Source organism: Bradyrhizobium sp. B120, from assembly GCF_049075665.1.
Taxonomy (GTDB): Bacteria; Pseudomonadota; Alphaproteobacteria; order Rhizobiales; family Xanthobacteraceae; genus Bradyrhizobium.
Genome location: NZ_CP185242.1, coordinates 5,483,190 through 5,509,756, shown reverse-complemented (window position 1 = coordinate 5,509,756; position 26,567 = coordinate 5,483,190). Strand labels below are relative to the sequence as shown.

Here is a 26,567-nt window from a genome sequence, read left to right as displayed (position 1 = left end):
CAACCATGACCAGTTCCGTCCTCAAGCCCGCCGCCGAACTCGCCAGCACCAATGCCAGGCGCTTTCCGAATGAGAGCGCCGAATATCGCCGGGCGCGCCAGGCACTGCTCGTCGAGGAGATCGAGCTACGGCGGCACATCGCGCGCGTCGCCGAGCTGCGTCGCGCCTTGCCGCCGGGCGGCGAGGTGACCAGGGCCTATGAGTTCACCGGCGAGCCCGGCGCGGCCTCGCTCGCCGATCTGTTCGGTAACAAGCAGACGCTCATCATCTACAGCTACATGTTCGGCCCGCAGCGCGAGAAGCCGTGTCCGATGTGCACGTCGTTCATGGGCACATGGGAGGAGAAGCTGCCCGACATCGAGCAGCGCGTCTCGTTGGTGTTCGTAGCGCGCTCGCCGATCGCGCGGCTGATCGAGGCGAAGAAGGCGCGCGGCTGGACGCGTCACAAGGTCTATTCGGATGCGTCGGGCGATTACACGCGCGACTACGTCAGCGAGGATGACAGCGACGTGCCCGGCTACAATGTCTTCACGCGCCAGAGCGGTGTGATCCGGCATTTCTGGGCCGGCGAAATGGGCGCCGGGACGGTCGATCCCGGCCAGGACCCACGCGGCGCGCCGGACCTGGATCCGCTCTGGACCCTGCTCGACACCACGCGCGAGGGGCGCGGCGCGGACTGGTATCCGAAGCTCAGCTATTGAGAGATGGATTTTGCTCGATCCCCGCGCGATTACGGGGCCGTCGGCAAGGAAATTCTCCCTAGGATTTATCTCGGCATGCGGTAGCGGAACCGCGTGCCGGAATGTCCCATCATGGGACAAAAAAGCCGTTTTGGCGGTCCAATGCCATCTTAAAAAAGCCCTACGCCACAGGCACTTCCCGCGTTGCAGGGGATCGCATCCGGTTAAGTCGCATTTAACTAAAAGTCGCCTTAATGGCCGTCTGTGCCCCCGCGCGACGTTGAGCCGAACACCGTTCGACGATGCGTCGAGTGAGGGACAAAGGTGGACCTGTTTTGAGCGCCGGGCGTATGGGTACGAGTGCGAGTGCGTATGTTCTTGGGGCCCCAAGCCGCAAGAAAACCTCCCGAAAAATCCTCCCACAGCATTTCCTCGGCAGCGCCGCGGTGGCGGGGCTGGTGCTTGGCTGCGCCTGGACCGTCTATGCCAACATCTTTGCGGCGAGCGTCTATCCGTCGGTCGGCAATGCGTCGTTTGAAGCGCCGGCGGTGAAGCGGCCCGTCGCGGTTGCCGCGCGACCCGCACCCGCGTTCAACGAGGTGTTCGCGTCCTTGACGCCCGCGCCGGCGGCGCCCGCCAAGACCCAGGTCGCGAAGTCGGAGGCGCCAACTCCGTCGCTTATGTTTAACGATCGGTTTGCGGCCGCCGCGCCCGATGGCGTCGCGTCGAGCGTCGTGGCCGACGCCGCACCGCAGATCGACCCGATCAAGCAGGCCGCTGAACCCAAGGTCGCCGTAGCGGCGAGGGCGGTGGCGACAGCAGAGCTCGCCGAGACATCGAAGCCGTTGCCGGCGCCGAAATCGGTCGAGACCGCCAAGAAGCAAGCCGCCGCCAATCTGAAGGTGGCGCTCAACGATCCCGCTGCGACGGTTGAGTCGAAGCCCGCCGAGAAGGCGCCCGAGGCGAAGCAGGCGACCAAATCCGGTGGCGTCCGTGACATGGCCGCGCGCGCCAAGGCCGCGGTGCTGTCGATCGCATCGAGCGAGCGGCAGACCATGGTCGAGAAGCTGTGGGGCAAGCGCGAGTCGAGCGGCGGGCTGCTCTCCTTCGCCTCGGCCGATGCCAATGTCACCGGCAGCATTCCCTCGACGCTGGACCAGAACCCGATGCTCGGCGGCTCGCCGCCCTATGACCGCCAGACCGCGGTGTACGACATCTCGGCCAAGACCGTGTATTTGCCGGACGGCACGCGGCTCGAGGCGCATTCCGGCCTCGGCTCCCGGCTCGACGATCCCAGATCCTCGCATATGAAGATGGTCGGCGTGACGCCGCCGCACATCTACGAACTCAAGCCGCGCGAGGCGCTGTTCCACGGCGTGCCGGCGCTGCGGCTCAATCCGATCGGCGGCGAGGGCAAGATCTTCAACCGCGACGGCCTGCTCGCGCACACTTTCATGCTCGGCCCGAACGGCGACTCCAACGGTTGCGTCTCGTTCAAGGACTATTACGCGTTCCTCGATGCCTACCGTAACAAGGGCATCCGCCGCCTCGCGGTCTTGGCGAGGGTTCAGTAAGCGCATTCTGCCGGAGGGGGCGCTTGCCCCCTTGGCCCGCCCCACGTCGTGAGCTACCTACGGCGACGTGAATTCGAGCGCAGGGCAGGCGTATGACACTCGTGCAAGAGGCCGGCCGCCGCCGGTGGCCGTGGGGCAAGATCCTGCTGGTCGCGCTGCTCGTGATCGTCGCGGGCCCGATCCTGTCTCCGCCGCTGTTTCGCACCTTCCTGTTTCAGCCCTTCAGTATCCCCGCCAGTTCGATGATGCCCACCCTGCGGGTCGGCGACAATCTGTTCGTCTCGAAATTCGCTTACGGCTACACGCACTACTCCATTCCGTTCTCGCCCAGGCTGTTTGAGGGGCGCATCTTCGGATCATCCCCGGCGCGCGGCGACGTGGTGGTGTTCCGGCTGCCGAAGGATGATCGCGTCGACTACATCAAGCGCGTTGTCGGGCTGCCTGGTGACCGCATTCAGATGCGAGTTGGGCAGCTCATCATCAACGGGACGGCCGTGGCGCGCGAGCGGATGCTGGATTTCGTCGGCGACGACCCCTGCGGGTCGAGTGGAGAAGGCCGGGCGCGGCGCTGGCACGAGACGTTGCCGAACGGCGTGAGCTACGAAACGCTCGATTGCACCGATCACGGGTATTTCGATAACACGAACGTCTTCACCGTTCCCGCCGGTCACTTCTTCATGCTGGGCGACAATCGCGACAATTCCTCGGATAGTCGCATGCCTGCCGTCGGCACTATTCCGCTCGAGAACATGATCGGGCGGGCCGGCCTGATCTATTTCTCACGATCGCCAGACGGTGTGATGAGGACCGAGCGCATGGGCACGGTTGTCCGCTAGGGGTGCCGCGCCGCCCGCCGCCGAAGCGGCGGCCGGGTGCGTGGCGGGTCTACCGACGCATCGCCGGTTCCTGTCCGAAGGTCGCGGTGGCCATCCCTTGAAAGGCCGCTGGGAGCGCTATATCCTGCGAAATACAAGGGTGCCAGGGCTGGCAGCGCCGCGCTCCCGAGGGTCACAGACCCCGGGGAGCAGGGGAGGGAAGCATGAGCCGGTCGCCAGGTGTCATGCACACGGACAAGGTTCTCGACGTGCTGGCCGGAGGCGGGGCGCCATCCGACCTGTCGGCGTCGTGGCGTCGTTCCGGCCATCTGCATGCGCTCGATCCGGCGAGCCGCCTGCCTTCCCATCGTCTCGGCCAGGCTGAGATCGCCGCCGCACAGCTGCGCCTCGGCGAATTCCTGAAAGTCGCCCAGAGCACGCTCGACCGGCTGTTCCTTGCGGTGGGCGGGGTCGGCTGTTCGGTGCTGCTCGCGGACCGCGACGGCGTCGTCGTCGACCGGCGCGGCGCGGGCGCCGATGATGCGACGTTCGACGCCTGGGGGCTCTGGACCGGTGCAGTCTGGAGCGAGAAGTACGAGGGGACCAACGGCATCGGCACCTGCATCGTCGAGAAGCGCCCGCTGTCGATCGACCGCGAGCAGCACTTCTTCACCCGCAATTCAGCCCTGTTCTGCACCACCGCGCCGATCTTCGATGAGCATGGCGAGCTTGCCGCCGCGCTCGATGTGTCGTCCTGCCGGGCGGACCTGACCGACGGATTTTCCCGGCTGATCGCGACAACGGTGACGGACGCCGCGCGCGCGATCGAAGCCGAGAATTTTCGCCGGGCGTTTCCCGATGCGCGAATTCTGCTGACACCGCGAAGCGAGCGCGCCGTCAACTCGCTGCTCGCGGTCGATCGCGACGATCTCGTGATCGGTGCAACGCGCGCCGCGCGCCGCGCGCTCGGCCTCAACGCGGCATCGCTGGCGCGGCCATTGCCGGCGGCCGATCTGATCGGCGAGAGGAGCGACGACGGCGGTCTTGCTGCCGCGGAACGTGCAGCGTTGCAGCGCGCGCTGGCGCGTGCCGGCGGCAACGTGTCGAAGGCCGCCAAGGATCTCGACATGTCCCGCGCCACATTGCACCGCAAGCTCAAGCAGCTCGGCCTGCATCGCTAGAGCATATCCGAGAGGCCTAGAACCGGCGTCCGCAGCGCTGGCGCGCCTGTGCCAATTTGCGGCGCACTCTGTCTCAGATTTGCGACAGTTCCCCTGCGGCCCTTGGGGCGGGCCCCTGTTCTGTCCGCCTGATTTGACCGAGCGTCCCGGCCAACGCCGTGTGCATCGGCGTGCCAACGGAGGAACACATGAACAAGGTTGACATGCAGTCCGTGCTCAAGGCGCCGTTCGCCAAGCGCTACGGCAATTTCATCGGCGGCGAATGGCGTGAGCCCCATTCCGGAAAGTATTTTGAGAACATCTCGCCGGTGACCGGCCTTCCGGTCTGCGAGATCCCGCGCTCCGACGCGTCGGATATCGAGGCGGCGCTCGATGCAGCGCACGCAGCCAAGGACGCCTGGGGCAAGACCAGTGTCGCCGAGCGCTCGTTGATCCTCAACAGGATCGCCGACCGGATGGAGGCCAATCTCGAAAAGCTTGCCACTGCCGAGACCTGGGACAACGGCAAGCCGATCCGCGAGACGATGGCCGCCGACATGCCGCTGGCGATCGATCACTTCCGTTACTTCGCCAGCGCAATCCGCGGACAAGAGGGTTCGATCTCGGAGATCGACCATGACACGATCGCCTATCACTTCCACGAGCCGCTCGGCGTGGTCGGCCAGATCATTCCCTGGAATTTCCCGATCCTGATGGCGGTGTGGAAGCTTGCACCGGCGCTCGCCGCCGGCAACTGCGTCGTCCTCAAGCCGGCCGAGCAGACCCCGGCCTCGATCATGGTGTTGCTCGAGCTGATCGGCGACCTGCTGCCAAAGGGCGTGCTGAACGTCGTCAACGGTTTCGGTCTCGAGGCCGGCAAGCCCTTGGCCTCGTCGAACCGGATCGCCAAGATCGCCTTCACCGGCGAGACCACGACCGGCCGGCTGATCATGCAGTATGCCTCGCAGAATCTGATCCCGGTGACGCTCGAACTCGGCGGCAAATCGCCCAACATCTTCTTCAAGGATGTTCTGGAGGAAGACGACGATTTCTTCGACAAGGCGATCGAAGGCTTCGTGATGTTCGCGCTCAATCAGGGCGAGGTCTGCACCTGCCCGAGCCGGGCGCTGATCCACGAATCGATCTATGACCGCTTCATGCAGCGCGCGCTGAAGCGCGTCGAAGCGATCACGCAAGGCAGCCCGCTCGATCCGACCACGATGATCGGCGCGCAGGCGTCCTCCGAGCAGCTCGAGAAGATCCTCTCCTACATCGACATCGGCAGGAAGGAAGGTGCCGAGGTGCTGACCGGCGGCGAGCGCAACAATCTCGGCGGTGGGCTCTCGGGCGGCTACTATGTCAAGCCGACCGTGTTCAAGGGCCACAACAAGATGCGCATCTTCCAGGAGGAGATCTTCGGGCCCGTGGTGTCCGTGACCACCTTCAAGAACGACGAGGACGCGCTCTCGATCGCCAACGACACGCTCTACGGCCTCGGTGCCGGCATCTGGAGCCGCGACGTCAATCGCTGCTACCGGTTCGGCCGCGCCATCCAGGCCGGCCGGGTCTGGACCAATTGCTACCACGCCTATCCGGCGCATGCGGCGTTCGGCGGCTACAAGCAGTCCGGTGTCGGCCGCGAGAACCACAAGATGATGCTCGACCACTACCAGCAGACCAAGAACATGCTGGTGAGCTACAGCCCGAAGAAGCTCGGCTTCTTCTGATATCCCGGCCGCCCCCCGCGTTCAGGGGGATGAAGGCGACAGGCTTCGGCGGGGTGTCCCGCCGGAGCCTCCATCACGGAGGCCGAGATGGCTGACAAGGTGACCGCGACGCCGGCTGCGCTGGAGCTGATTGCCGAGATCATCGCCGATCATGGGCCGGTGCTGTTTCACCAGTCCGGCGGCTGCTGCGACGGTTCGTCGCCGATGTGCTATCCGCAAGGCGACTTCCTGATCGGCGATCATGACGTCAAGCTCGGCGAGATCGGCGGGGCGCCGTTCTACATCAGCGGCGCACAATACGACGTTTGGAAGCACACCGATCTGATCATCGACGTCGTTCCCGGCCGCGGCGGCATGTTCTCGCTCGACAATGGGCGCGAACGCCGGTTCCTGACCCGGTCCGAAATCTGCGCGCTGCCGCCGCGCGCGCCGGAATAGGGCGGCCTGGCGCGACCGGCGTCGATCTGGAACTGGAGGCCATTGTCGCTATACTGTGCTGATCCAGGGCGAGTCCCAACTCGGCAACGGATCGGGTGCAAAGCGAATATGTCTCCCACGCCTCCTATCGAAACCCCGCCGCCGATCACGACCGAAGCGTTCGTCGATGCCGCGGCCGCCGTTGCCCGTCTCGAGGAGATCTACGAGCGCAACACCGGCTTCCTGCGCAGTCGCTTCGAGGCCTATGTCAACGGGGTGCCGTGCACGACGCGGGTGCGGGCGCATTACCCGTTCGTCCGCATCACGACCTCATCGCACGCCCGGCTCGATTCCCGTCTCGCCTACGGTTTTGTCGCGGGACCCGGTGTCCACGAGACCAGCATCACCCGGCCGGACATTTTCCGGACCTACCTCACCGAGCAGATCGGGCTCCTGATCAAGAACCATGGCGTGGCAGTCGAGGTCGGCGAGTCCAGCGAGCCGATTCCGATCCATTTTGCCTACCGGCGCGACATCAATATCGAGGCGGCGCTGACCATCGCCGACAGTTCGGCCTTCACACGATCGCTGCGCGACGTGTTCGATACGCCCGATCTTGCGGCGATGGACGATGCGATCGCGGACGGGACGTTTGAACTGACACCGGGCACGCCAGAGCCGCTGGCCTTGTTCCGTGCCGCGCGGGTCGATTACTCGCTGCGCCGGCTCTATCACTACACCGGCACCGATCCCGAGCACTTCCAGAATTTCGTGATCTTCACCAACTACCAGTTCTATGTCGACGCCTTTGCGCAATCGAGCCTGCAGCGTCTCGCCGCGGGCGAGGAAGGCCTGGAGGCGTTCGTCGCGCCCGGCAATGTGATCACCCACAACGCGCTGGCGGGCGGCGGCACTGTCGGGACGGCCTCGGATCGCGTTCCGCAGATGCCGGCGTTTCATCTCGTCGAGCCCGGCTATCGCGGCATCACCCTGATCAATATCGGGATCGGTCCATCGAACGCGCGCAACATCACCGATCACGTCGCGGTGCTGCGGCCGCATGCCTGGCTGATGATCGGGCATTGCGCCGGCTTACGCAACACGCAGCGGCTCGGCGACTACGTGCTGGCCCATGGCTATGTCCGCGAGGATCACGTGCTCGATCACGAGCTGCCGCTCTGGGTGCCGATCCCGGCGCTCGCCGAGATGCAGGTCGCGCTGGAGGAGGCGGTCGGCGAGGTGACCGGGCTATCCGGCTTCGAGCTCAAGCGCTTGATGCGCACCGGCACGGTCGCGAGCGTCGACAACCGCAATTGGGAAATCAGCGGGCCGCAGGTGATCCGGCGGATGTCGCAATCGCGCTCCATCGCGCTCGACATGGAATCGGCGACGATCGCCGCCAACGGCTATCGCTTCCGCGTGCCCTACGGCACGCTGCTGTGCGTCTCCGACAAGCCGCTGCACGGCGAGATCAAGCTGGCGGGCATGGCGAGCGAATTCTATCGCCAGCGCGTCGGCCAGCATCTTCAGATCGGGCTGAAGGCGCTGGAGCGGCTCAAGCAGCAGGAATCCGAGCGCCTGCATTCGCGCAAGCTGCGCAGCTTCGCCGAGGTCGCGTTCCAGTAATGCCGCCCGGCATGCGCGGCGATCACGCAGCGACGCTCTTCCATAGTTGCATCTCGGTGCCGATCGCGGCCTTGACCTGCGGCCGCGCCTGGATGCGTCCGAGATAGGCGGCCAGCGGCGGCCATTGCGCCACATCGACATCGGCGGCGCGAAGCAACAGCAGTGCCCAGGCGAGATGCGCGTCGGCTACAGTGAAGCGGTTACCGACCAGAAATTCGCGGTCGGCAAGATGCGCCGATGGCACCGACAAGGTCTGTCCGATCCTGGCACGCGGCTTGGCGAGCGATGCGTCGTCCTTGTACCAGAAGGTCGGAAACAAAAATCCCTTGTGGATCTCGGTGCCGATGAAGCTCAGCCATTCCTGCAGGCGGTAGCGGTCCGGATGGCCTGGCGGTGGCGCGAGGCCGAGCTCGGGCTTGAGGTCCGCGATATATTGCAGCACCGCCGCGCTCTCCGTCAGCCGCTCGCCGTTTTCGAGCACCAGCACCGGCACTGCGCCCTTCGGCGCGACGGCGCGGAAGTCACCGTCGTCCTCCAGCACCTTCTTGGTCCAGAGATGCACCATGTGATAGCGCGCGTCGATGCCGGCCTCCATCAGCGCGATCCGGCTGGCGAGCGAGCAGGCCATCGGCCAGAAATAGAGCTGGAGCATGATCGTGATCTCAGGCGAGGGCGTTGCCGCGGGCGATGATCGCGAAGCGGTCGGACAATTCGGCGAGGGCGACGTCGTGAATGAGTTTTGCCGCGATCGTGCCGCCGACACCGTCCGGCAGGTCGCGGGTGGCGCAGCTGTCGGCATCGATGGTGGTGCGGAAGCCGAGATCGAGCGCCGCGCGGGCGGTCGAGCTCACGCACATATGGGTCATGAAGCCGGCGAGCACGAGCTCCTTGCGGCCGGTCGCGGCGAGCTGCGCGTTGAGCTCAGTGCCGGCGAATGCGTTCGGCAATTGCTTCTCGATCACGATCTCGCCGGGGCGCGGCTTAAGCGGCGCGACGATCGCGCCACGCTCCGCGCTGCGATCGAATAGGCTTCCCGGCGCGCCCTTATGCGCGATGTGGATGATCGCAGCGCCGCTCTCCCGCGCGCGGGCGAGCAACGCGGTGGCGCGCGCGATCGCGGGACTGGCGTCGGGCAGCGCCAGGGGACCTGCGAGATATTCGTTCTGGATATCGATCAACACCAGGCAGGCATCGCCGAGGCGGGGCGGGGTGAGGTCGATACCGGCAAGCTGCATCAGCGTTTTGGCTGCGGTCATGGTCCTGAGAACTCCGGAGGATGTGTCTTGCGAAAATATAGCCGCGGACCGGCCTGCCGTTATGCAGGGATATTGCAGCCGGTGGCTGCGTTATTGCAGGCGAGCCGGAGGCGATGTAGCCTGACGCCATGAACTGGGACGACCTTCGCATCATCGCGGCCGTCAGGGACGAGGGCACCTATGCCGGCGCCAGCGCACGGCTGCGGATCGACGAAACCACCGTCGGCCGCAGGCTGGCGCGGATCGAGCGTGCGCTCGGGCTGCGGCTGTTCGAGGCTGCCGACGGCGTCCGCAAGCCGACCCGGCAGTGCGACGTGGTGCTCGCGCACATCCAGGCGATGGCCGCGCATGCCGAGGAGATCGGCCGGATCGGCGAAAGCCTGCCCGGCCCGGTCGGCCGGCTGCGCATCGCCTCCACCAATGCGATCGCGGAGGAAGTGCTGGCGCCGCGCACCAGCGCATTGCTGCGCGCCAATCCGGGCCTGACGCTGCAATTCCTGACGTCGAGCGACAACGTCAAGTTTTCACGCTGGGAAGCCGATCTCGCGATCCGCCTGCGCAAGCCCGACAAGGGCGATTTTGCGATCTCGAAGCTCGCCGAGGTCAGGCTGTATTTCTTCGAGCCGGTCGCGACGGCGGCGGGCGAAGCAGTGACATGCGCCTATCCCGATGAGCTCGGAGCGATTCCGGAAATGCAGTTCCTGCGCGGAAAGCGGCTTCGTGCGCGCTGCGTCACCGACAATGTCCGCATCATCCATAAGCTGATCCAGTCGCATCAAGCAGTCGGTGTGCTGCCGGAGCACAGTTGCGTCGACCTGCTGACCGATCGCCGTCTGCGCGCCACGCTGCTGCCGAAGCGGCGCGACGTCTGGCTTCTGGTGCAAAGCCACCTCAAGCGCGATGCGGCAACGCGCGTCACCATCGACTGGCTGCGCGCCTGCTTCCAGGATGCCGCGCGCAGCGGATGAGGTGGGGACAGGGCGACGGGCCTATCCTCCGTCATTCCGGGGCGCGACGAAGTCGCGAGCCCGGAATCCATAACCACGACTGTCGAAATGATCCCGGGTGGGTGGATGTCTTTCCGGGGATATCCAATTGAAATTTGTGGTTATGGATTCCGGGCTCTCGCTTCGCGAGCCCCGGAATGACTGGGAGAGAGGGCTCAGATCTCGGCCTTCAGCTTCGCGAAGGCATCCTGGACGTATGTCGTGAGCTTGCGCTTGCGGCCCTGCTCGATCCATTTATCGACGGCGAGACGAAGCGTTCCGATCGAGACCATCGCGACGAGACGAAGCGGCTCGCGGCGTTCCTTGTCTGGCCATATCTCGCAGAGTGCCTCGAAAACCACCTGTTCGCGCCGCAGATTATTGCCGTGCCTGCTGGCGCTCAAAGCCTCGCTCTGCCGGATCAGGCGAATGATCGCCATGAGTCGAGAGGTCTCGAAGCGGGCAGCGACGTCGAGCAGCGCTTCGCGGACCACGTCGATCGGCGAACCGGCAGCGGCGTGTCCCAGGACTGACGCCCTGAGCTCGTCATCATAGCCGGCGAGATGCGCGAGCAGGATGTCGTCCTTGCTCTTGAAATAGTAGAAGAAGGTTCGGCGCGAGATGCCGGCCGCGGCCGCGATCTCGTCCAGCGTCGTTGCGTCGTAGCCCTTGGCAAGAAACAACTCGATGCCGACCTCGGCGATGTGCTGAAGCGTCTGCCGACGATTGCGCTCGCGCAGGCCTTCCGGTTTCGAGAGGGGGTCGGGCATCAGCCGCTTCTCTCATCAGGATGAAATCAGGAGCCGGCGGTCACGCCTTAAAACCGCCCAACACGAAATTTACACCAAGTGTAATATTTACACCTAGTGTAAGTCGCCGGTGCCCCAATGACAACCTGCTTACGCCTGAGTTGGATCAAATGGCTTCCGGAGGCAAATGGATTCTCAAGCGGGCGGGGGGCGCTCTTCCGCGGCTTTGCGGCGGCGAACCTGCTCGGTCTTTTGGTCTCGGGCTGCGCGACGGCGACGCTGGATCAGGCCGGCTCACTCCGCTCCTACGACAATATGGAGCAATCGGACGGGATGTTGACCCGTTCGAAGCTGCGGGTGAGCAAGCAAGAGGTGCTGGCGGCGAAGACGATCAGGATTGTGCCCACCGTGTTCTCTGACGGAACGTCAGTGCCCTTCACGGCCGCACAGCGCAGGCTGGTCACCAACGCGGCCGACCGTGCATTGTGTGCGGGCCTGAGCGAACGCTTCTACGTGGTTGCGTCAGAGCCCGCCGACCTGACCGTTCACGCTGTCATCACGCATGCGGTGCCGACCGATCCGACGGCGGTCGGCGTCTCCAAGGGAGTGTCGGTGGCGAAAACGATTCTGTTGCCCGGCGTTCCCGTGCCCGTTCCGCGCATTCCGGTGGGGCTTGGCAGCCTGTCGCTCGAAGCCGAGGCGCGCGATCCGGCCGGGCAGCAAAGGGCGGCGATGGTCTGGGGCCGTGCGGCCAATGCCTTCGACAACGGGCGGATGTCGGAGGAGGGGGATGCGTACGGCCTCGCGGCATCGTTCGGCGGCGATTTCAGCCAGATGCTGGTCACCGGCGTAACCCCGTTCGGCGGCGTGCCGTCGATGCCCTCGATGCAGCGGCTCGGCTTCCTGCTCGGCGGCGCGCCGAAATTTCCCGCCTGCGAAGCGTTCGGACGCGCGCCGGGCCTCGTCGGCATGGTCGGCGACAGCGCCGGCGTGCCGCCGGACTGGACCGACAAGGGGCCGGTTGCGGCGAAGGTGGAGTGAGGCGGCCGGCACGCGTACGAATGTTCGCGTGCATACGGCTGTAACGGGGCACCGCCGTGGCACAATTCGCGTGTCCTGCTCTGCGCGGACTTGCCGCAAAACAGAAGGTGCCAGCACAGACAGATTGCGATAACGTCTGTTCGCCGTGGTCCATTCGGCCAGCCGTCAACCCGTCGGTGAAGCCAATGCAGCAGATTGCGGAATGGCTCGACAAGCTGGGGCTTGGGCAATACGCGCTGCGTTTTGCCGAGAACGGCATCGATGTTGGTGTTCTTCCCGAATTGACGGATGAAGACTTCGACAGGCTCGGGGTCCTGCTCGGCCATCGCCGCAAGATGCTGCGTGCCATCGCCGATTTCAATCAAGCCGAACTGATCGCTGCGCCGGTTCCATCGCACGATGCCGAGCGACGCCATCTCACCGTGATGTTCTGCGACCTGGTCGGCTCGACGGCCTTGTCGGCGCGTCTCGATCCCGAGGACATGTGGGAGGTGATCCGCGCCTATCGCGCAGCCTGTGCGCGGGTAATCGCGACATATGATGGCGTCGTTGCCAGATTTATCGGCGACGGGATCCTCGCATATTTCGGCTACCCACGTGCGCATGAAGACGATGCGGAGCGCGCAGTGCGCGCCGGCCTCGACGTCATCGCCGCGATCGGCAAGCTCGAGACCCGCGCGGACGAGGGGGCCGCGGTGCGGATCGCGATTGCGAGCGGGCTCGTCGTGGTCGGCGACCTCGTCTCCGGCGGTGCATCGGAGGAGCAGGCGCTGGTCGGCGATGCGCCGAACATCGCCGCGCGGCTGCAGAGCCTGGCGGAGCCGGGCGTGGTCGTCGTGGCCTCCTCGACACGCCGGCTGCTCGGCAATCTGTTCACGCTTCGCAACCTCGGTCGCCGCGAGGTCAAGGGTATCTCCGAGCCGATCGCGGTGTGGGCTGTCGAAGGCGAGCCGGCATCGGAAAGCCGTTTCGAGGCCGTGCGGACCGCGCGCTCGATCGGCTTTGTCGGCCGCAAGGCGGAGATCGAATTTGCATTGTCGCGCCAGCAACTGGCGTGGCAGGGCCAGGGCCAGGCGGTGCTGATATCGGGCGAAGCGGGTATCGGCAAATCCCGCATCGTGGCGATGCTCTCCGACAGCCTCGTGCCCGCGACGTACCGCCGGGTGCGCTATCAATGCTCGCCCTATCATACCAACAGCGCGCTGCATCCCTTCGTCGCCCAGCTCGAGCGTGCCGCCGGCATCCGCCTGGAAGATGTGCCGGAGCAGAAGCTGGACAAGCTCGAGGCCATGCTGGCGCTCGGGACGCAGCATGTGCCCAGCGTGACGCCGCTGATCGCGGCGCTGCTGTCGATCCCGACCGGTGACCGCTATCCGCCGCTCGGCCTGAGCCCGGCGCAGCAGCGGCGCCAGACATTCGCAGCGCTGCTCGACCAGCTCGAGGGCCTTGCCCGGCAGCAGCCGGTGCTTGTCGTCTGCGAAGACATGCATTGGGCCGATGCCACGTCGCTCGAATTGCTCGACCTCGCGGTCGACCGGATCAGGGGACTGCCGATCCTTATGCTGATGACGTTCAGGCCCGAGTTCGAACCGCCGTGGGCGGGGCTCGCCAATGTCAGCCTGCTGCGGCTGGATCGGCTCGACCGGCAGGACACCCGCGCCCTGATCGAGCAGGTGACCGTCGGCCGGTTGCTGCCCGGCGAGATGATGACACAGATCATCGAGCGGACGGATGGTGTCCCACTGTTCGTCGAGGAGCTGACCAAGATGGTCATGGAGTCGGGGCTGCTCGTCGAGAATGCCGGACGCTACCGCCTCGACAATCCACTGCCGCCGCTGGCGATCCCGGCGACGCTGCAGGACTCGTTGATGGCCCGACTCGACCGCCTGGCGCCGGTCAAGGAGGTGGCGCAGATCGGCGCAGCGATCGGCCGTGAGTTCTCATACGCGCTGCTACGCAGCGTGGCCGGTCGCGATGATCTGACGCTTGCCGCGGCGCTCGCCCAGCTCGAGGAGGCGGAGTTGCTGTTGCGTCGGGGCACGCCGCCGGATGCAAGCTACAGCTTCAGGCACGCATTGGTCCAGGAAGCGGCTTACGAGAGCTTGCTCAAGAGCCGCCGGCAATTGCTCCACAAGCAGATCGGCGATGTGCTGCGCGCCAAGTTTGCCGAGATCGCCGAGATCGAGCCGGAAGTCGTTGCGTATCATTTCACCGAGGCGGGGCTCGGCCAGACCGCGCTGGCGTGGTGGCGCAAGGCCGGTCAGCAGGCGCTGAAGCGCTCGGCCTATTGCGAGGCGATCGCACATCTCGGCAAGGCGGTCGCCATCGCCGATGAACTGCCCGACGAGCCGGGTCGGATGATCGGCCGGCTCCATCTGCAAATCGCCTACGGTCGCGCGCTGCGGGGCAGTCTTGGGCACAGCGCCCCCGAGACGGTGGCCGCCTGGACGCGCGCCCGGCGGTTCGCCTCTGACATTGACGATCCAATCGAACTGGCGCCGATCCAGTCTGGCCTCTTCAACGCCTGCTTGACCCACGGTGAGCTCGCGCCGATGCGGGAGTTGGCGGAGGCGATCATGGGCGCGGCGGAACGGCATCCGGAATCGCCGGTGGCGACGATCGTCGCGGGCTGGACCAGCGGAGTGACCTGCTGGTTTGCGGGCGACTATCTGAGCGCGGGCATCCATCTCGAGAAGGCGTTCGCTGCCTATGCGACCGAGCCGGATCCGGCAACGTTCAAGGCGTCGACGCTCGATCTGCCGTTCGTCATCATGAGATTTCTGGCGCTCGTGCTCTGGCCGCGTGGCGAGATCGATCGAGCCCGGCAGCTCGCGGGCGCGGCGGTGAGCGTCTCCGGAGAACAGCGCGCGCTCGCGCGTGCCAATGCGCTGGTTCACAAGGCCGTTTTCGACGGGCTGTGCGGCAGCCGGTTGCGGCAGACCGAGACGATCCTTGCCCTCGGACTGGCGCAGGATCACGCGATGCCGCTGTATGTCGCCGCCGGCACCTATCTCAATGGCCTGGCAAAGTGGCGTGCCGGCGACCTCGAGGCAGGTCTCGCGGAGATGCAGCGCGGCTGGACATTGCTTCACGAGAACGACTGCTACCTCTGTGATCCCTTCTGGGGACTGCATATCGCGGTGGCGAACGCGGACGCAGGGCATGTCGAGGCGGGGCTCGACATCATCAACGAGCTGATCGACGCGACGGAGCAGTCCGGGCAGCACTGGCTGGATGCCGAGCTGTACCGTGTATTGGGCAAGCTGCGGTCGCGTCGCGACACCCCCGACATTTCCGGCGCCGAGGATGCCTTCCACCGCGCCCTCGAGATTGCGCGAAGGCAACAGACGAAGACTTTCGAACTGCGCAGCGCGCTTGGACTTGCACGTCTTTACGGCCGCAGCGGCCGGGCAGAGGAGGTATCTCAATTGTTGGCGCCGGTGCTCGCCGGCTTCGATGCGGCGCTCGATCTCGCCGAGATTAAGGACGCGCAGGAATTGCTCACGCAGGCGCATCGGTGGCCGGACCGCCACTCGCGCGCGTCTTGACCGTTGCCGCAGCGGAGCGGCCGCACCGCGTCCGTCTTCCTGCGCCCGCGCAGGTGGTGAAAGAGCAGGCTCGGATGTCGCGCGCAGCGCTTGCGGTGCGAAGCTGGAACTGTTGGGTTCCCGAAGTCCTTGGGCTCCCGAAGTTCTACGGTGCCGACGATGCGCATTTTGCTATTGCGTCCGGCGGCGCATTTGCATCTAACTTTAAGGACGCTGCCGCAGAGAATTCCGCCTTGCGGTCAAGCGTTTGGAATTTGTTTTTGATCCTGTGTTTGAGTGAGTATGCTGTGCGACCCTTGACGTTCCCGCAGGTGAGCATTTCCGGTGGAACTCGTAATCGCCTTCTCGCGACATTGTCGCAGGCGGATCTGGATCTCCTGAGACCCGAACTTGAGACCATTGCGCTCGAACAGGATGCAGTCCTGGCGCGCGCCGGTGACGAGATCGACTACGTCTTCTTTCCTCACAGCGGCGCGATCTTGTTGATGATCGACATGGCGGATGGGCGGACGGTCGCTACCGGTGTGGTCGGATGCGAAGGAGCCGTGGGCAGTCTTTCGGTTCTCGGAGCCTCGCCGTCAGGCATTACCGCCGTCGTTCGTGCGGCTGGTACCGCCTCGCGGGTCCCGGCGGCGCGCTTTCATGCCGCTTTCGGCCGCAGTCCGGGGATTCGGCAGGCAATCCAGAAGCACGTCAGAGCGATGCTGATCCAGTTTCAGCTTGGCTCCGCTTGCAACGCGCTCCACCCGGTCGAGGCGCGGATGGCGCGCTGGCTGCTTCAGCTTCGCGACCGCGTCGACAGCGACGTTCTCCCGCTGACCCAGCACGCGCTGTCGCAAATCCTCGGCGTACGACGAACAACAGTAACCTTGCTGATGGGTAATCTGCGCAAGCGCGGTGCGATCAGGTCGGATCAACGAGGCCAGATCGAGATCGACCGGGCGCGGCTATTGGCGGCGGCGTGCGAATGCCATCGCATCATGCGTCTCGAGGCCGAGGAGATCTTCTCGGGTGACAAGGCTCGAGCTCGAGGAATGGCTCCGGCCGACGATCTCCGCATCTCGGAAATCGAGGCGGACGACACCGTGTGAGCGCGTTCCCGGCGCGATCAGCTTGCTGGCCGCCGATCACGCTTCCGCGCGGAGGAGGATGCCGCCTCGAGCTTCGCAATCTCGCGCAGCACGTGCGCCGTCTCGCGCAATTCATTGCGCTCGGGGCCCGGCTTCAGCCGTCGTGCTTCATGGAGAAAGTCCTTGGCCTGCAGCAGCCAGGCAGACGTTTCCGTTGAGTTCTGCGCATGCGCCATGGTGTCCCTCCATCGCGATCATCAAGAGTGGTGGCCGGTTTCAGGCCGGTGAACCGGCGCTGCGGCGTCGCCGCACGCGGATGCTCGGCTCGTCGACCCAGGCGTCCCCAGCAAACCAGGCGTGATCGGCGCGGCAAAATGGGCAAGGGGTGCGCGAGAAGAACACCGTACTGCGTCGAAAGCTCTCGCGATCGGTTTTGATCCCGGTGGAGATCGCGTGCCCGGTTTGCGGACATTTGACCATGACCATGCCCATGTGAGCCTCCCTCCCATATTGTATTTTTGCTCTTGCAGAAAAGCTCCGGCCGGTTGGATTGGCCTCAGGTCGGTGCGGGGTAGTTGGGGGGCATCTCGCACCTGCGGCGGTTGACAGAGCATTGGGCAGTGGGGGCTGCATGCTCGTCACTGGGCTTTTTCCAACCGGCCAGATTCCTCCTCAAACGAATCCTCGATGTGAGTTGAACGCCGCTTTTTCAGGCGGCTTGGCGAAGCACCTCGGCAAATCGTTTCCTGGCTGGTTCGCGGGCTTTCGTCACGCCCGTCTGGTCGAACGGGTGGCTCGACGACGGCATCTCGAAGAGACGCGTGCCCTTCACGGTGACTTTCATTTGGCTTTCGTTCACCGCACAGCCTCCCGCTCAAGCGCAAGCATTCTCCGCAACGCTTGCCCGCGTCACGGGAGCAGACGCTCCGTGCTCGATTCAGATTTTTGAGTGAACTTCGATCCTGTCCCGAGCTTACTGTGCGGGACGAGGCCGAGACTGTCGGTTCGGTTTGCGACTCTCGCCGATAATTTTTTTGAGAATGTCAACCCGAACGAACATGGGTTTATGGGGAGTGCTGTGCATAAGTGAATGCTGCCGTGAGCAGCAGCGTGCCTTCTCCGGCGCGAGGTCGCGCAGATCACCCACATTGAGCGCGCTGCAACAAGTGCTCGGTCAGCTGCCCAAACAAAAACCCCGGCATCGCTGCCGGGGTTTTGCATTTCGTGAATTGCCCGAGAGGCTGGACTTAGAAGTCCATGCCGCCCATGCCGCCGCCCGGAGGCATTGCGGGGCCGCCGGCGTTCTTCTTCGGCAGCTCGGCAACCATCGCTTCCGTGGTGATCAGCAGCGCGGCAACCGAGGCAGCGTTCTGGATCGCGGTACGGACGACCTTGGTCGGGTCGATGATGCCCTTCTTGACGAGGTCGGCATAGTCGCCGGTCTGGGAGTCGAAGCCGTAATTGTAGGCCTTGTTCTCCAGGATCTTGCCGACGATGACCGAACCGTCTTCACCGGCGTTGATCGCGATCTGGCGAGCCGGAGCCGACAGCGCCTTGCGCACGATCTCGACGCCGGTCTTCTGGTCGTCGTTCTTGGTGCGCAGGCCCTTGAGCTGCTCGGAAGCACGGAGCAGGGCGACGCCGCCGCCCGGGACGATGCCTTCCTCGACAGCCGCGCGGGTCGCATGCATCGCGTCATCAACGCGATCCTTGCGCTCCTTCACCTCGACTTCGGTCGCGCCGCCGACGCGGATCACCGCGACGCCGCCTGCGAGCTTGGCGAGACGCTCCTGCAGCTTCTCACGGTCGTAGTCCGAGGTGGTCTCCTCGATCTGCGCCTTGATCTGGGCAACGCGAGCGTCGATGTCGGCCTTCTTGCCGGCGCCGTTGACGATCGTGGTGTTTTCCTTGTCGATCATCACCTTCTTGGCGCGACCGAGCATCTGCAGCGTGACGTTCTCGAGCTTGATGCCGAGGTCTTCCGAGATGGCCTGGCCGCCGGTCAGGATCGCGATGTCCTGCAGCATGGCCTTGCGGCGATCGCCGAAGCCCGGAGCCTTGACGGCCGCGACCTTCAGGCCGCCGCGCAGGCGGTTGACGACGAGGGTGGCAAGCGCTTCGCCTTCGACGTCTTCAGCGACGATGACCAGCGGCTTGCCGGTCTGCACCACGGCCTCGAGCAGCGGCAGCAGCTCGTTCAGCGAGGAGAGCTTCTTCTCGTTGATGAGGATGTAGGCGTCGTCCATCTCAACGCGCATCTTGTCGGCGTTGGTGACGAAGTAGGGCGAGATGTAGCCGCGATCGAACTGCATGCCCTCGACGACGTCGAGTTCGGTCTCGAGCGACTTGGCTTCCTCGACCGTGATCACGCCCTCGTTGCCGACCTTCTTCATGGCGTCGGCCAGGAACTTGCCGATCTCGGCATCGCCGTTGGCCGAAATGGTGCCGACCTGGGCGATCTCCTCGTTCGAGGTGACCTTCTTCGAGTTCTTCTGGAGGTCCGCAACGACGGCTTCGACCGCGAGGTCGATACCGCGCTTCAGATCCATCGGGTTCATGCCGGCGGCAACCGACTTGGCGCCTTCACGCACGATCGCCTGGGCGAGCACGGTGGCGGTGGTGGTGCCGTCGCCGGCCGCGTCAGCGGACTTGGAGGCGACTTCGCGCACCATCTGGGCGCCCATGTTCTCGAACTTGTCCTCGAGCTCGATCTCCTTGGCGACGGTGACGCCGTCCTTGGTGATGCGGGGAGCGCCGAACGACTTCTCGAGCACGACGTTGCGGCCCTTCGGGCCGAGAGTAACCTTCACCGCATTGGCGAGGATGTCGACGCCGCGCAGCATCTTGTCGCGCGCATCGACGGAGAATTTGACTTCTTTAGCTGCCATCTGAATTTTTCCTTGAGAGGTTTACCTGGGAGGGAAGAGGCGCTTAGGCCGCCTTCTTCTTGGAAGCGGGGACGTCGAGCACGCCCATGATGTCGCTTTCCTTCATGATCAGCAGATCTTCACCGTCGATCTTGACCTCGGTGCCGGACCACTTGCCGAACAGGACGCGGTCGCCGACCTTGAGGTCGATCGGGATCAGCTTGCCAGCTTCGTCGCGGCCGCCCGGGCCGACGGCGGTCACTTCGCCCTGCGAGGGCTTTTCCTTGGCACTGTCCGGAATGATGATGCCGCCAGCAGACTTCTCTTCGGCGTCGATACGCTTGACCACGACGCGGTCGTGAAGCGGACGGAATTTCATGCAGTCCTCCTAAACGTTTGCGGATTCTGTAGATTTTTGGAATTTTAGCAGTCCAGCCCGGCGAGTGCCAAGCCGACTGCGCAGGAGATAGGCCAAGCCTAGGCGGCGGGCAAGTGGCTCTAGCAGAAAAATTGGCACTCGCGAATGACGGCTGCCAGGATCATTTCGAGATCATTTCGGCATCCTTAATGCCGGCCCCGGGGGCGCCGGGGCTATTAGCAGATGCGGTAAGCTGCTGCTAACGCAAGAAATTTCAACAACCTATTAAACATTTAGGCTTGAGATGGGTTAGTCGCGTGCGTCACATTTGTATCATGTGAGCGCATCCATTGCCGGTGGTCCGGCGGGGGTCGGCCGCCATGTGAATGCGCTCCGTCACAGGAGGTTGGCATGGTCTCGCGAGTTGGTGGGGTTGTTTCCGACGATTTCCGGAAGCAGTTGCTGGGGTATGGACTGACGACGGCGCAAATCCTGTATCGGATGCCGGACCATCCCTCGTTGCTGCAAACCTATGTCTGGCAGAACTACGACCTGTTTCCGAAATTTCCGGCGCTGCGCGATTTCCTCGCCTTCTGGGAGGAAAAGCTCGAGGGCCCGCTGTTCTCGGTGACGGTGGCGCATTCCAAGCTGGTCAAGCCGGCCGAACTGCGCGCCGTCGACGGCGTGTTCCGGCTGCATTGATCCGTTGAAGGGGGCAGGGCAAGGGGGCGCGGCGCGGCATGTGCCTTTGCCCACCTCGCGCGGCGCGACTTGTGTTAGCGTTCGCCCGTCACAAAAAGACGGGAGGCGAACAATGGCCAAGAAGACGGCATCGAGATCCGCAGCCAAGACCGCGGTGAAGAAGAAATGGTCGGGGCTCGGCGCCGGCGCCAAAAAATCGTCGGTGAAATCGTCCGCGAAATCGTCCGCGCGCAAGACCATCAAGTCCAAGGGTCGCGTCACCGCGGCCAAGAAGAGCGCGCCGAAAGCAGCGACCAAGGCGGCAAGCAAGGCACGGCCGAAGCAGCGCGTCGCCATCAGCCACCACCGCGAAGAGGATTTCAAGGCCGACGGGCTGCGCGCCTATGCCAAGTACCGCGATCTCGGCATTGCCGCAGCATCCCATGGTCTCGCGCAGGCCCACGTCATCCGGCTGCAGGGACCGTGCAATCCGGACGAGGTGTCGAAGCTGCACTTCCACGACGTCGAATTCCAGATGGTCTATGTGCTCAAGGGCTGGGTGAAGACCTACATGGAAGGCGAAGGCGAGACGCTGATGAGGGAAGGCAGCGCCTGGACCCAGCCGCCGCGCATCCGGCACATGATCCTGGACTACTCCGACGACGTCGAACTGCTGGAAGTGATCCTGCCGGCCGAGTTCAAGACGGTGGAGTTGAAGGCGTAGCCACGGGCCGTCATGGCCGGGCTTGACCCGGCCATCCATCCAGCTTCGCAAGAGTCGTGGTTGATCGATGGATGCCCGGGTCAAGCCCGGGCATGACGAGGTGGACTCGCTCCATCCGGGCTACGGCGCTGTCAGCATCCCCACGATCGCCCCCATCAGGCACGTCGTCAGCGTCCCTGATACGACCGACTTCAGCCCGAGCGCGTTGATCTCGTCGCGCCGCTCGGGCGCCATGATGCCGAGGCCGCCGATCATGATGCCGAGGCTCGCGAAGTTGGCAAAACCGCACATCGCGTAGAGCATGATCAGCCGCGAGCGCGGATCGAGCGCGTCGGGCCCGAGCTTCGAGAGGTCGACATAGGCGATCAGCTCGTTCAGCACGGTCTTGGTGCCCATCAGGCTTCCCGCCGTGATCGCCTGCGGCCACGGCAGGCCCATCAGCCAGCACACCGGCGCCATCACGTAGCCGAGCAGCCGTTGCAGCGAGATCTTCGCACCGCCGACTTCCGGCAGCAGGCCGATGATCGCGTTCGCGAGATACACCAGCGCGACCAGCACCAGCAGCATCGCGATGATGTTCATCAGCAGCTCGAGCCCGGCGGCGGTGCCCTTCACGATGGCGTCCATCGTCGACGACACCTGAACATCGGGATCATCGAGCGACCCGCCGGTGCGCTTGTCGGATGTTTCCGGCACCATGATCAGGCTCACCAGGATCGCGGCCGGCGCGCCGAGCACCGAGGCGATGACGAAATGCGCGGCCGCATCTGATATCAGCGGCGCGAGCAGCGTCGCGTACAGCACCAGCACGGTGCCGGCGATCCCGGCCATGCCGCCGGTCATCACCAGAAACAATTCGGAACGCGTTAGCTGTGCAAGATAGGGGCGGATGAACAGCGGCGCCTCCACCATGCCGAGGAAGATATTGGCGGCGGTCGAGAGCCCGACCGCGCCGCCGACGCCGAGCGTGCGCTCGAGGATCCAGGCCATGCCGCGCACCACCGGCGGCAGCACGCGCCAATAGAACAACAACGTCGTCAGCACGCTCATCACGAGCACGATCGGCAGCGCCTGGAAGGCGAGGATGAAGTCCGAACCCGGTGCCTTGGGATCGAACGGCGCGGGGCCGCCGCCGACATAGCCGAACACGAAGGCGGTGCCGGCGCGCGTCGCCGCCGCGATGGCGCCGACGGCATCGTTGATCGCGCCGAAGGCCTGCGTCACCAGCGGCACCTTGATCAGCACCAGCGCAGTCACGACGGTGACGACGAGCCCGATCGCCGCCTGCCGCAGTGACACCTTCAAGCGATTCTCGCTCAACGCCCAGGCGATCACCAGCAACGCCACCACGCCGAACGCCGATTGCAACTGCAGCATCACGCCCCCAAGAACCCTCGGGCGATTATGGGCAGGGGCCTCGCGCAGCGCAATGCTGTTGCGCGTTGATCCCGAATCCATTGACAAGTTGCAGGGGCTCAGCCACGCAATCATGCATGTCCTCCACCACGCCGGCCGGCGCCCGCGATCTGCTCGGCCACAGACCGTTCCTGTTCTTCTTGTCGTCGCGCAGCCTGTCGCGCTTCTCCAGCCAGATTGGCGCGGTCGCGATCGGCTGGCAGGTCTATGATCTGACCGGCAGCGCGTTCGACCTCGGCATGGTCGGCCTGGTGCAGTTCCTGCCGACGGCGCTTTTGGTGTTCGTTGCCGGTCACGCCGCCGATCGCTTCGAGCGCAAGCGCGTGGTGCAGGCCTGCCAGGTGGCGGAAGCGCTGACCGCATTGTTTCTCGCCGGAAGCACATTCGCCGGCACCATCTCCGAGATCCAGATCTTCGCTGCGACCTTCGTGCTCGGTATAGCCGGCGCGTTCGAGAGCCCGGCGACCGCCGCGCTGTTGCCGCTGATCGCGCCGCAAGGCGCGCTGCAGCGGGCGACCGCGATCTCGAGCGGCGCCGCCCAGGTCGCGACCATCACCGGACCCGCGCTGGGCGGCTTCGCCTATGCGCTGATGCCGAGCGCGCCCTACGGCATCATGATGGTGTTCTGGCTGTTCGGCGCGCTGCTGACCGGCGGCATCGGCCGGTTGCAGCAGGCGGCGGCGAAGAACGGCGAGGTGTCGGATGATTTGTATGCCGGCGTCACCTTCGTTCGCAGCAATCCGGCGATCCTCGGCACCATCTCGCTCGATCTGTTCGCGGTGCTGTTCGGCGGCGTCACCGCGCTGCTGCCGATCTACGCGCGCGATATCCTGCAAACCGGCCCGCTTGGGCTCGGCATCCTGCGTGCCGCGCCCGCGGTCGGCGCGCTCTTGATGACGATGGTGCTCGCGCGGCACACCATCAACCGCCGCGTCGGCATGCGCATGTTCCAGGCGGTGATCGTGTTCGGCGTCGCGACTGTCGTGTTCGCGCTGTCGCAATGGATGTGGCTGTCGGCGCTGGCGCTCGCGGTGCTCGGCGCTGCGGACACGGTCAGCGTCGTGATCCGCTTCTCGCTGGTGCAGCTCGCCACCCCCGACGAAATGCGCGGCCGCGTCGGCGCGGTGAACTTCCTGTTCATCAACGCCTCGAACCAGCTCGGCCAGTTCGAGAGCGGCGTCACCGCGGCGCTGCTCGGCACCGTGCCATCGGCCGTGCTCGGTGGCGTCGCGACGGTCGCGATCGCGCTGCTCTGGATGAAGCTGTTCCCGACGCTGCGGGATGTCGAGAAGCTGGAGTAGGGCGCGTTTGCATCGCGCCAATAAACTGCACGGAGTAACCGTTCAAATCTTCATCGTGCGGGACAGCGCTACTAGGCTGTGTACCCACAAAGCTGGCGGCTTGATGCGACTGGACGCTATGTCCGCTTTGCACCCATAGCAACCGAGTTCGTGCGGCAGTGCAATGTGCCGCGATGGGCACCAAGCGGTCATTTGTTCCTTGTGAGGGCCAGCTTCTGTTTGCTACGTTTCGCCGGGCAATATCTTCAACTGCCGCTGCTCTTTCTGAACGCGACAATGAAACCCCGATAGGGGGTGGGATATGCCAATTCAGGTGTCGAACCAACCGGACGCTTTTCGAGACTTTGAACGACGCGGGTGGAACGCGGTGTCCGAAGGTTACGAAGCTGTCTTTGGTCCGCTGACCGCGCAGACGGTTGATGTCACGCTCGACGCAGCTGGGGTCATTGGCGGTTGCGACGTGCTCGATGTCTGCACGGGACACGGCGTGCTCGCGCTGGCTGCTAGCGAGCGCGGTGCGAAGGTATCCGCTATCGACTTCTCGGAGGCCATGGTTGCCGCGGCCCGTCGGAACGTTCCGACGATGGATTGTCGCCAAGGGGACGCGCAAGATCTACCATATCACGATAATACGTTCGATGCCGTCGTTTGCGGTTACGGCATACTCCATGTGCCCGGGCCGGATCGCGCTTTGGCGGAAATGCGTCGAGTTCTTCGTCCCGGAGGCCGCGTGGCGATTAGCGTTTGGGAACGACCCTCACCAGCCAATGGCTTCGGTCTCCTCTTGCGGACGGTGAAAGCTCACGGGCGTGTTGACGTTTCCCTGCCGCACGGGCCCGATTTTTTCCAGTTCGGCGATCCGGAGGATATGAAGGCCGCGCTTGCGCAAGCGGACTTCTCCAATGTCGCCGCAACTACTGTGGTTCAGACGCTACTGCTGAAAACTGCGACCGGATTGATCAATCTGCCGTTGCAGGGGGGAGTACGGATAAGGGCCCTGCTTCTTGCACAAGACAGCGCTGCTCTCTCGGCAATCAACATCGCCGTCGCTGAAGGAATGGATCAGCTATTCCGAAGGGGGGACGGCTTCCAGGTCCCCATGCCTGCCATTCTTGGAAGTGGGGTGAAGCCGCGACAGTAATAGGTCCCATCCCATTTCCGACTACTGACCGCTTTGGGTCATCTTCGATGGTCGGCTGGCTGATGTCCGCTTCCACTCGGTAAGCGCCTCCAAAACTGGGGGCTCGAATCATACGCTACGAACTAGCCGTTTATGAATGGATTGCCATCAAGCCCATGCTGCCGAACATACCTGGATGAAGCTGTTCCCGACGCTGCGGGATGTCGAGAAGCTGGAGTAGGGCGCTTTTCGCGCCCGTCATTGCGAGCGAAGCGAAGCAATCTATCCCACCGCATGCGGAGATATGGATTGCTTCGTCGCTGACGCTCCTCGCAATGACGGAATTGGCTGCGGCTGCAACAGATGTGATAGCCCGGGGGTGAGGGCGCCTGCATGATTTCGGAATAATGGAAAAATATCGCTGATTTGCCCGACGTGTCAAGTTGCCGTGTCGAACGCCGGTAGCTGCCGGCTACTTTGCATGGGGTTGTTTTCGATATTTTGGCCGTGCGCCCCTGCAACGGCATGGCCGGGACAAGCCCGCCGCGCGGTCTCGTGTCCCGGATGCGGTGCAGCGCGGAGCGGTGCGCCGCAGAGCCGGGACCCATCTCATGGTTACGACGGATCGAGCCTGGGCCCCGGTTCAGCAGCGCGTCATTACATGCCGCGCTGCGCCCGGGCGCGAGAGTCACCCCCGGCCCACGAACGGCATCTTGGTCGCCATCACCGTCATGAACAGCACGTTGGCGTCGAGCGGCAGGCCGGCCATGTAGGCGACGGCGTCGCCGACTGCCTTCGCATCCATGCGCGGCTCGTGCTTGGTGGTGCCGTCCGGCTGCAGCACGCCGGGGCCGTTGACCATGCGGTCGGTCATCGGGGTCGCGGCGTTGCCGATGTCGACCTGGCCGACCGCGATGTCATACATGCGGCCGTCGAGGTTGGACGCTTTGGTGAGGCCGGTGATGGCGTGCTTGGTCGAGGTGTAGGCCGCCGAGAACGGCCGCGGTGCGTGCGCCGAGATCGAGCCGTTGTTGATGATGCGGCCGCCGCGCGGTGTCTGGTCCTTCATGATGCGGAAGGCGTGCTGGGTGCACAGGAACGGTGCGGTGAGGTTGGTGTTGACCACGGCCTGCCACTGCTCGAGGGCCAAGTCTTCGAAATTTACTGGCGGCGCGCCCATGCCGGCATTGTTGAAGAGAACGTCGAGCCGGCCGTAGGTTGCCTTCACCTTGTCGAACAGCGCGGCGATCGCGGCCGGGTTGGCCATGTCGGCGGTGACGCACAGGCTCTTGCCGGCGGGGCCGAGCTTGCTGGTCTCTTCCAGCATCTCCAGGCGGCGCCCGACCAGCACCACGGTGTAGCCCTTGTCCATCAAAGCGAGCGATGCTGCGCGGCCGACGCCGGTGCCGGCGCCGGTGACGAGCGCGATCTTGCTGGTTGCTTCGGTCATC

At 64.6% G+C, this 26,567-nt stretch carries 25 protein-coding genes; 15 read left to right on the top strand and 10 right to left on the bottom strand.

The window, feature by feature from the left end; translation table 11 throughout:
• The first annotated feature begins 5 nt into the window (after window positions 1-5).
• The 7 genes from ACOIX3_RS25545 (at window position 6) to ACOIX3_RS25515 (ending at window position 7,999) form a co-directional block, all read left to right on the top strand.
• The gene (locus ACOIX3_RS25545; RefSeq protein WP_420964798.1) at window positions 6-701 is read left to right on the top strand and encodes a DUF899 family protein; all 696 of its coding nucleotides are present in this window, start codon (window positions 6-8) and stop codon (window positions 699-701) included.
• A 425-nt stretch (window positions 702-1,126) separates the two neighbouring features.
• Window positions 1,127-2,254: a tlde1 domain-containing protein gene (locus tag ACOIX3_RS25540; protein ID WP_420964797.1), complete on the top strand. Its 1,128-nt coding sequence runs from the start codon at window positions 1,127-1,129 to the stop codon at window positions 2,252-2,254.
• A gap of 92 nt (window positions 2,255-2,346) precedes the next feature.
• The gene (gene lepB / locus ACOIX3_RS25535; RefSeq protein ID WP_420964796.1) at window positions 2,347-3,090 is read left to right on the top strand and encodes a signal peptidase I; all 744 of its coding nucleotides are present in this window, start codon (window positions 2,347-2,349) and stop codon (window positions 3,088-3,090) included.
• 203 nt (window positions 3,091-3,293) lie between these two features.
• Window positions 3,294-4,250 carry a GAF domain-containing protein gene (locus tag ACOIX3_RS25530; protein ID WP_420964795.1) on the top strand — a complete coding sequence of 319 codons (957 nt, stop codon included), beginning with the start codon at window positions 3,294-3,296 and terminating at the stop codon, window positions 4,248-4,250.
• 188 nt (window positions 4,251-4,438) lie between these two features.
• Window positions 4,439-5,956 carry an aldehyde dehydrogenase gene (gene adh, locus ACOIX3_RS25525; protein ID WP_420964794.1) on the top strand — a complete coding sequence of 506 codons (1,518 nt, stop codon included), beginning with the start codon at window positions 4,439-4,441 and terminating at the stop codon, window positions 5,954-5,956.
• An 87-nt stretch (window positions 5,957-6,043) separates the two neighbouring features.
• Entirely contained in the window at window positions 6,044-6,394 is a 351-nt protein-coding gene (locus ACOIX3_RS25520; RefSeq protein WP_420964793.1) for a DUF779 domain-containing protein, read from the top strand.
• A 108-nt stretch (window positions 6,395-6,502) separates the two neighbouring features.
• Window positions 6,503-7,999: an AMP nucleosidase gene (locus ACOIX3_RS25515; protein WP_420964792.1), complete on the top strand. Its 1,497-nt coding sequence runs from the start codon at window positions 6,503-6,505 to the stop codon at window positions 7,997-7,999.
• Between the two features lie 22 nt (window positions 8,000-8,021).
• On the opposite strand, the gene ACOIX3_RS25510 is transcribed toward ACOIX3_RS25515, so the two are convergent.
• Entirely contained in the window at window positions 8,022-8,651 is a 630-nt protein-coding gene (locus ACOIX3_RS25510; protein WP_420964791.1) for a glutathione binding-like protein, read from the bottom strand.
• Window positions 8,652-8,661: 10 nt separating this feature from the next.
• Window positions 8,662-9,255, bottom strand: coding sequence for a cysteine hydrolase family protein (locus ACOIX3_RS25505; protein WP_420964790.1), 594 nt, complete (start codon window positions 9,253-9,255; stop codon window positions 8,662-8,664).
• Window positions 9,256-9,383: 128 nt separating this feature from the next.
• Here ACOIX3_RS25505 and ACOIX3_RS25500 point away from each other — a divergent pair, with 128 nt between their 5' ends.
• A complete protein-coding gene (locus ACOIX3_RS25500) occupies window positions 9,384-10,223 on the top strand; it encodes a LysR family transcriptional regulator (RefSeq protein ID WP_420964789.1) in 840 nt (279 codons plus the stop codon).
• A 194-nt stretch (window positions 10,224-10,417) separates the two neighbouring features.
• Here the strand turns inward: ACOIX3_RS25500 and ACOIX3_RS25495 are convergent, their stop codons facing one another.
• Entirely contained in the window at window positions 10,418-11,011 is a 594-nt protein-coding gene (locus ACOIX3_RS25495; protein WP_420964788.1) for a TetR/AcrR family transcriptional regulator, read from the bottom strand.
• Window positions 11,012-11,323: 312 nt separating this feature from the next.
• Here ACOIX3_RS25495 and ACOIX3_RS25490 point away from each other — a divergent pair, with 312 nt between their 5' ends.
• The 3 genes from ACOIX3_RS25490 (at window position 11,324) to ACOIX3_RS25480 (ending at window position 16,670) form a co-directional block, all read left to right on the top strand.
• Window positions 11,324-12,031: a DUF3313 domain-containing protein gene (locus ACOIX3_RS25490; RefSeq protein WP_420964787.1), complete on the top strand. Its 708-nt coding sequence runs from the start codon at window positions 11,324-11,326 to the stop codon at window positions 12,029-12,031.
• A 185-nt stretch (window positions 12,032-12,216) separates the two neighbouring features.
• Window positions 12,217-15,579 carry an adenylate/guanylate cyclase domain-containing protein gene (locus ACOIX3_RS25485; RefSeq protein WP_420964786.1) on the top strand — a complete coding sequence of 1,121 codons (3,363 nt, stop codon included), beginning with the start codon at window positions 12,217-12,219 and terminating at the stop codon, window positions 15,577-15,579.
• A complete protein-coding gene (locus tag ACOIX3_RS25480) occupies window positions 15,576-16,670 on the top strand; it encodes a Crp/Fnr family transcriptional regulator (RefSeq protein WP_420964785.1) in 1,095 nt (364 codons plus the stop codon). The genes ACOIX3_RS25485 and ACOIX3_RS25480 overlap by 4 nt, the downstream gene beginning before the upstream one ends.
• 17 nt (window positions 16,671-16,687) lie before the next feature.
• Here ACOIX3_RS25480 and ACOIX3_RS25475 read toward each other — a convergent pair whose 3' ends face one another.
• The 5 genes from ACOIX3_RS25475 to ACOIX3_RS25455 form a co-directional block, all read right to left on the bottom strand.
• Window positions 16,688-16,885: a hypothetical protein gene (locus ACOIX3_RS25475; RefSeq protein WP_342728233.1), complete on the bottom strand. Its 198-nt coding sequence runs from the start codon at window positions 16,883-16,885 to the stop codon at window positions 16,688-16,690.
• A 40-nt stretch (window positions 16,886-16,925) separates the two neighbouring features.
• A complete protein-coding gene (locus tag ACOIX3_RS25470; protein ID WP_076858594.1) occupies window positions 16,926-17,141 on the bottom strand; it encodes a hypothetical protein in 216 nt (71 codons plus the stop codon).
• A 217-nt stretch (window positions 17,142-17,358) separates the two neighbouring features.
• Window positions 17,359-17,508: a hypothetical protein gene (locus tag ACOIX3_RS25465; RefSeq protein ID WP_420964784.1), complete on the bottom strand. Its 150-nt coding sequence runs from the start codon at window positions 17,506-17,508 to the stop codon at window positions 17,359-17,361.
• Window positions 17,509-17,896: 388 nt separating this feature from the next.
• Window positions 17,897-19,537, bottom strand: coding sequence for a chaperonin GroEL (groL, locus tag ACOIX3_RS25460; protein WP_342728235.1), 1,641 nt, complete (start codon window positions 19,535-19,537; stop codon window positions 17,897-17,899).
• A gap of 43 nt (window positions 19,538-19,580) precedes the next feature.
• On the bottom strand, window positions 19,581-19,895 hold the full coding sequence (locus tag ACOIX3_RS25455) for a co-chaperone GroES (protein WP_223976313.1): 315 nt from the start codon (window positions 19,893-19,895) through the stop codon (window positions 19,581-19,583).
• A 390-nt stretch (window positions 19,896-20,285) separates the two neighbouring features.
• On the opposite strand from ACOIX3_RS25455, the gene ACOIX3_RS25450 reads away from it, so the two are divergent.
• Complete coding sequence (locus tag ACOIX3_RS25450; RefSeq protein ID WP_212309910.1) at window positions 20,286-20,576, top strand: usg protein; 291 nt, start codon at window positions 20,286-20,288, stop codon at window positions 20,574-20,576.
• A 112-nt stretch (window positions 20,577-20,688) separates the two neighbouring features.
• Complete coding sequence (locus ACOIX3_RS25445; protein WP_420964783.1) at window positions 20,689-21,279, top strand: cupin domain-containing protein; 591 nt, start codon at window positions 20,689-20,691, stop codon at window positions 21,277-21,279.
• A gap of 120 nt (window positions 21,280-21,399) precedes the next feature.
• On the opposite strand, the gene ACOIX3_RS25440 is transcribed toward ACOIX3_RS25445, so the two are convergent.
• Window positions 21,400-22,656: a NupC/NupG family nucleoside CNT transporter gene (locus ACOIX3_RS25440; RefSeq protein WP_420964782.1), complete on the bottom strand. Its 1,257-nt coding sequence runs from the start codon at window positions 22,654-22,656 to the stop codon at window positions 21,400-21,402.
• 116 nt (window positions 22,657-22,772) lie between these two features.
• Here ACOIX3_RS25440 and ACOIX3_RS25435 point away from each other — a divergent pair, with 116 nt between their 5' ends.
• Window positions 22,773-23,996: an MFS transporter gene (locus ACOIX3_RS25435; protein WP_420964780.1), complete on the top strand. Its 1,224-nt coding sequence runs from the start codon at window positions 22,773-22,775 to the stop codon at window positions 23,994-23,996.
• Between the two features lie 301 nt (window positions 23,997-24,297).
• Window positions 24,298-25,137 (top strand): class I SAM-dependent methyltransferase, encoded by an 840-nt coding sequence (locus tag ACOIX3_RS25430; RefSeq protein ID WP_420964779.1) that lies wholly within the window; start codon window positions 24,298-24,300, stop codon window positions 25,135-25,137.
• A gap of 667 nt (window positions 25,138-25,804) precedes the next feature.
• Here the strand turns inward: ACOIX3_RS25430 and ACOIX3_RS25425 are convergent.
• Complete coding sequence (locus ACOIX3_RS25425; RefSeq protein ID WP_420964778.1) at window positions 25,805-26,566, bottom strand: SDR family oxidoreductase; 762 nt, start codon at window positions 26,564-26,566, stop codon at window positions 25,805-25,807.
• Window position 26,567: the final 1 nt, after the last annotated feature.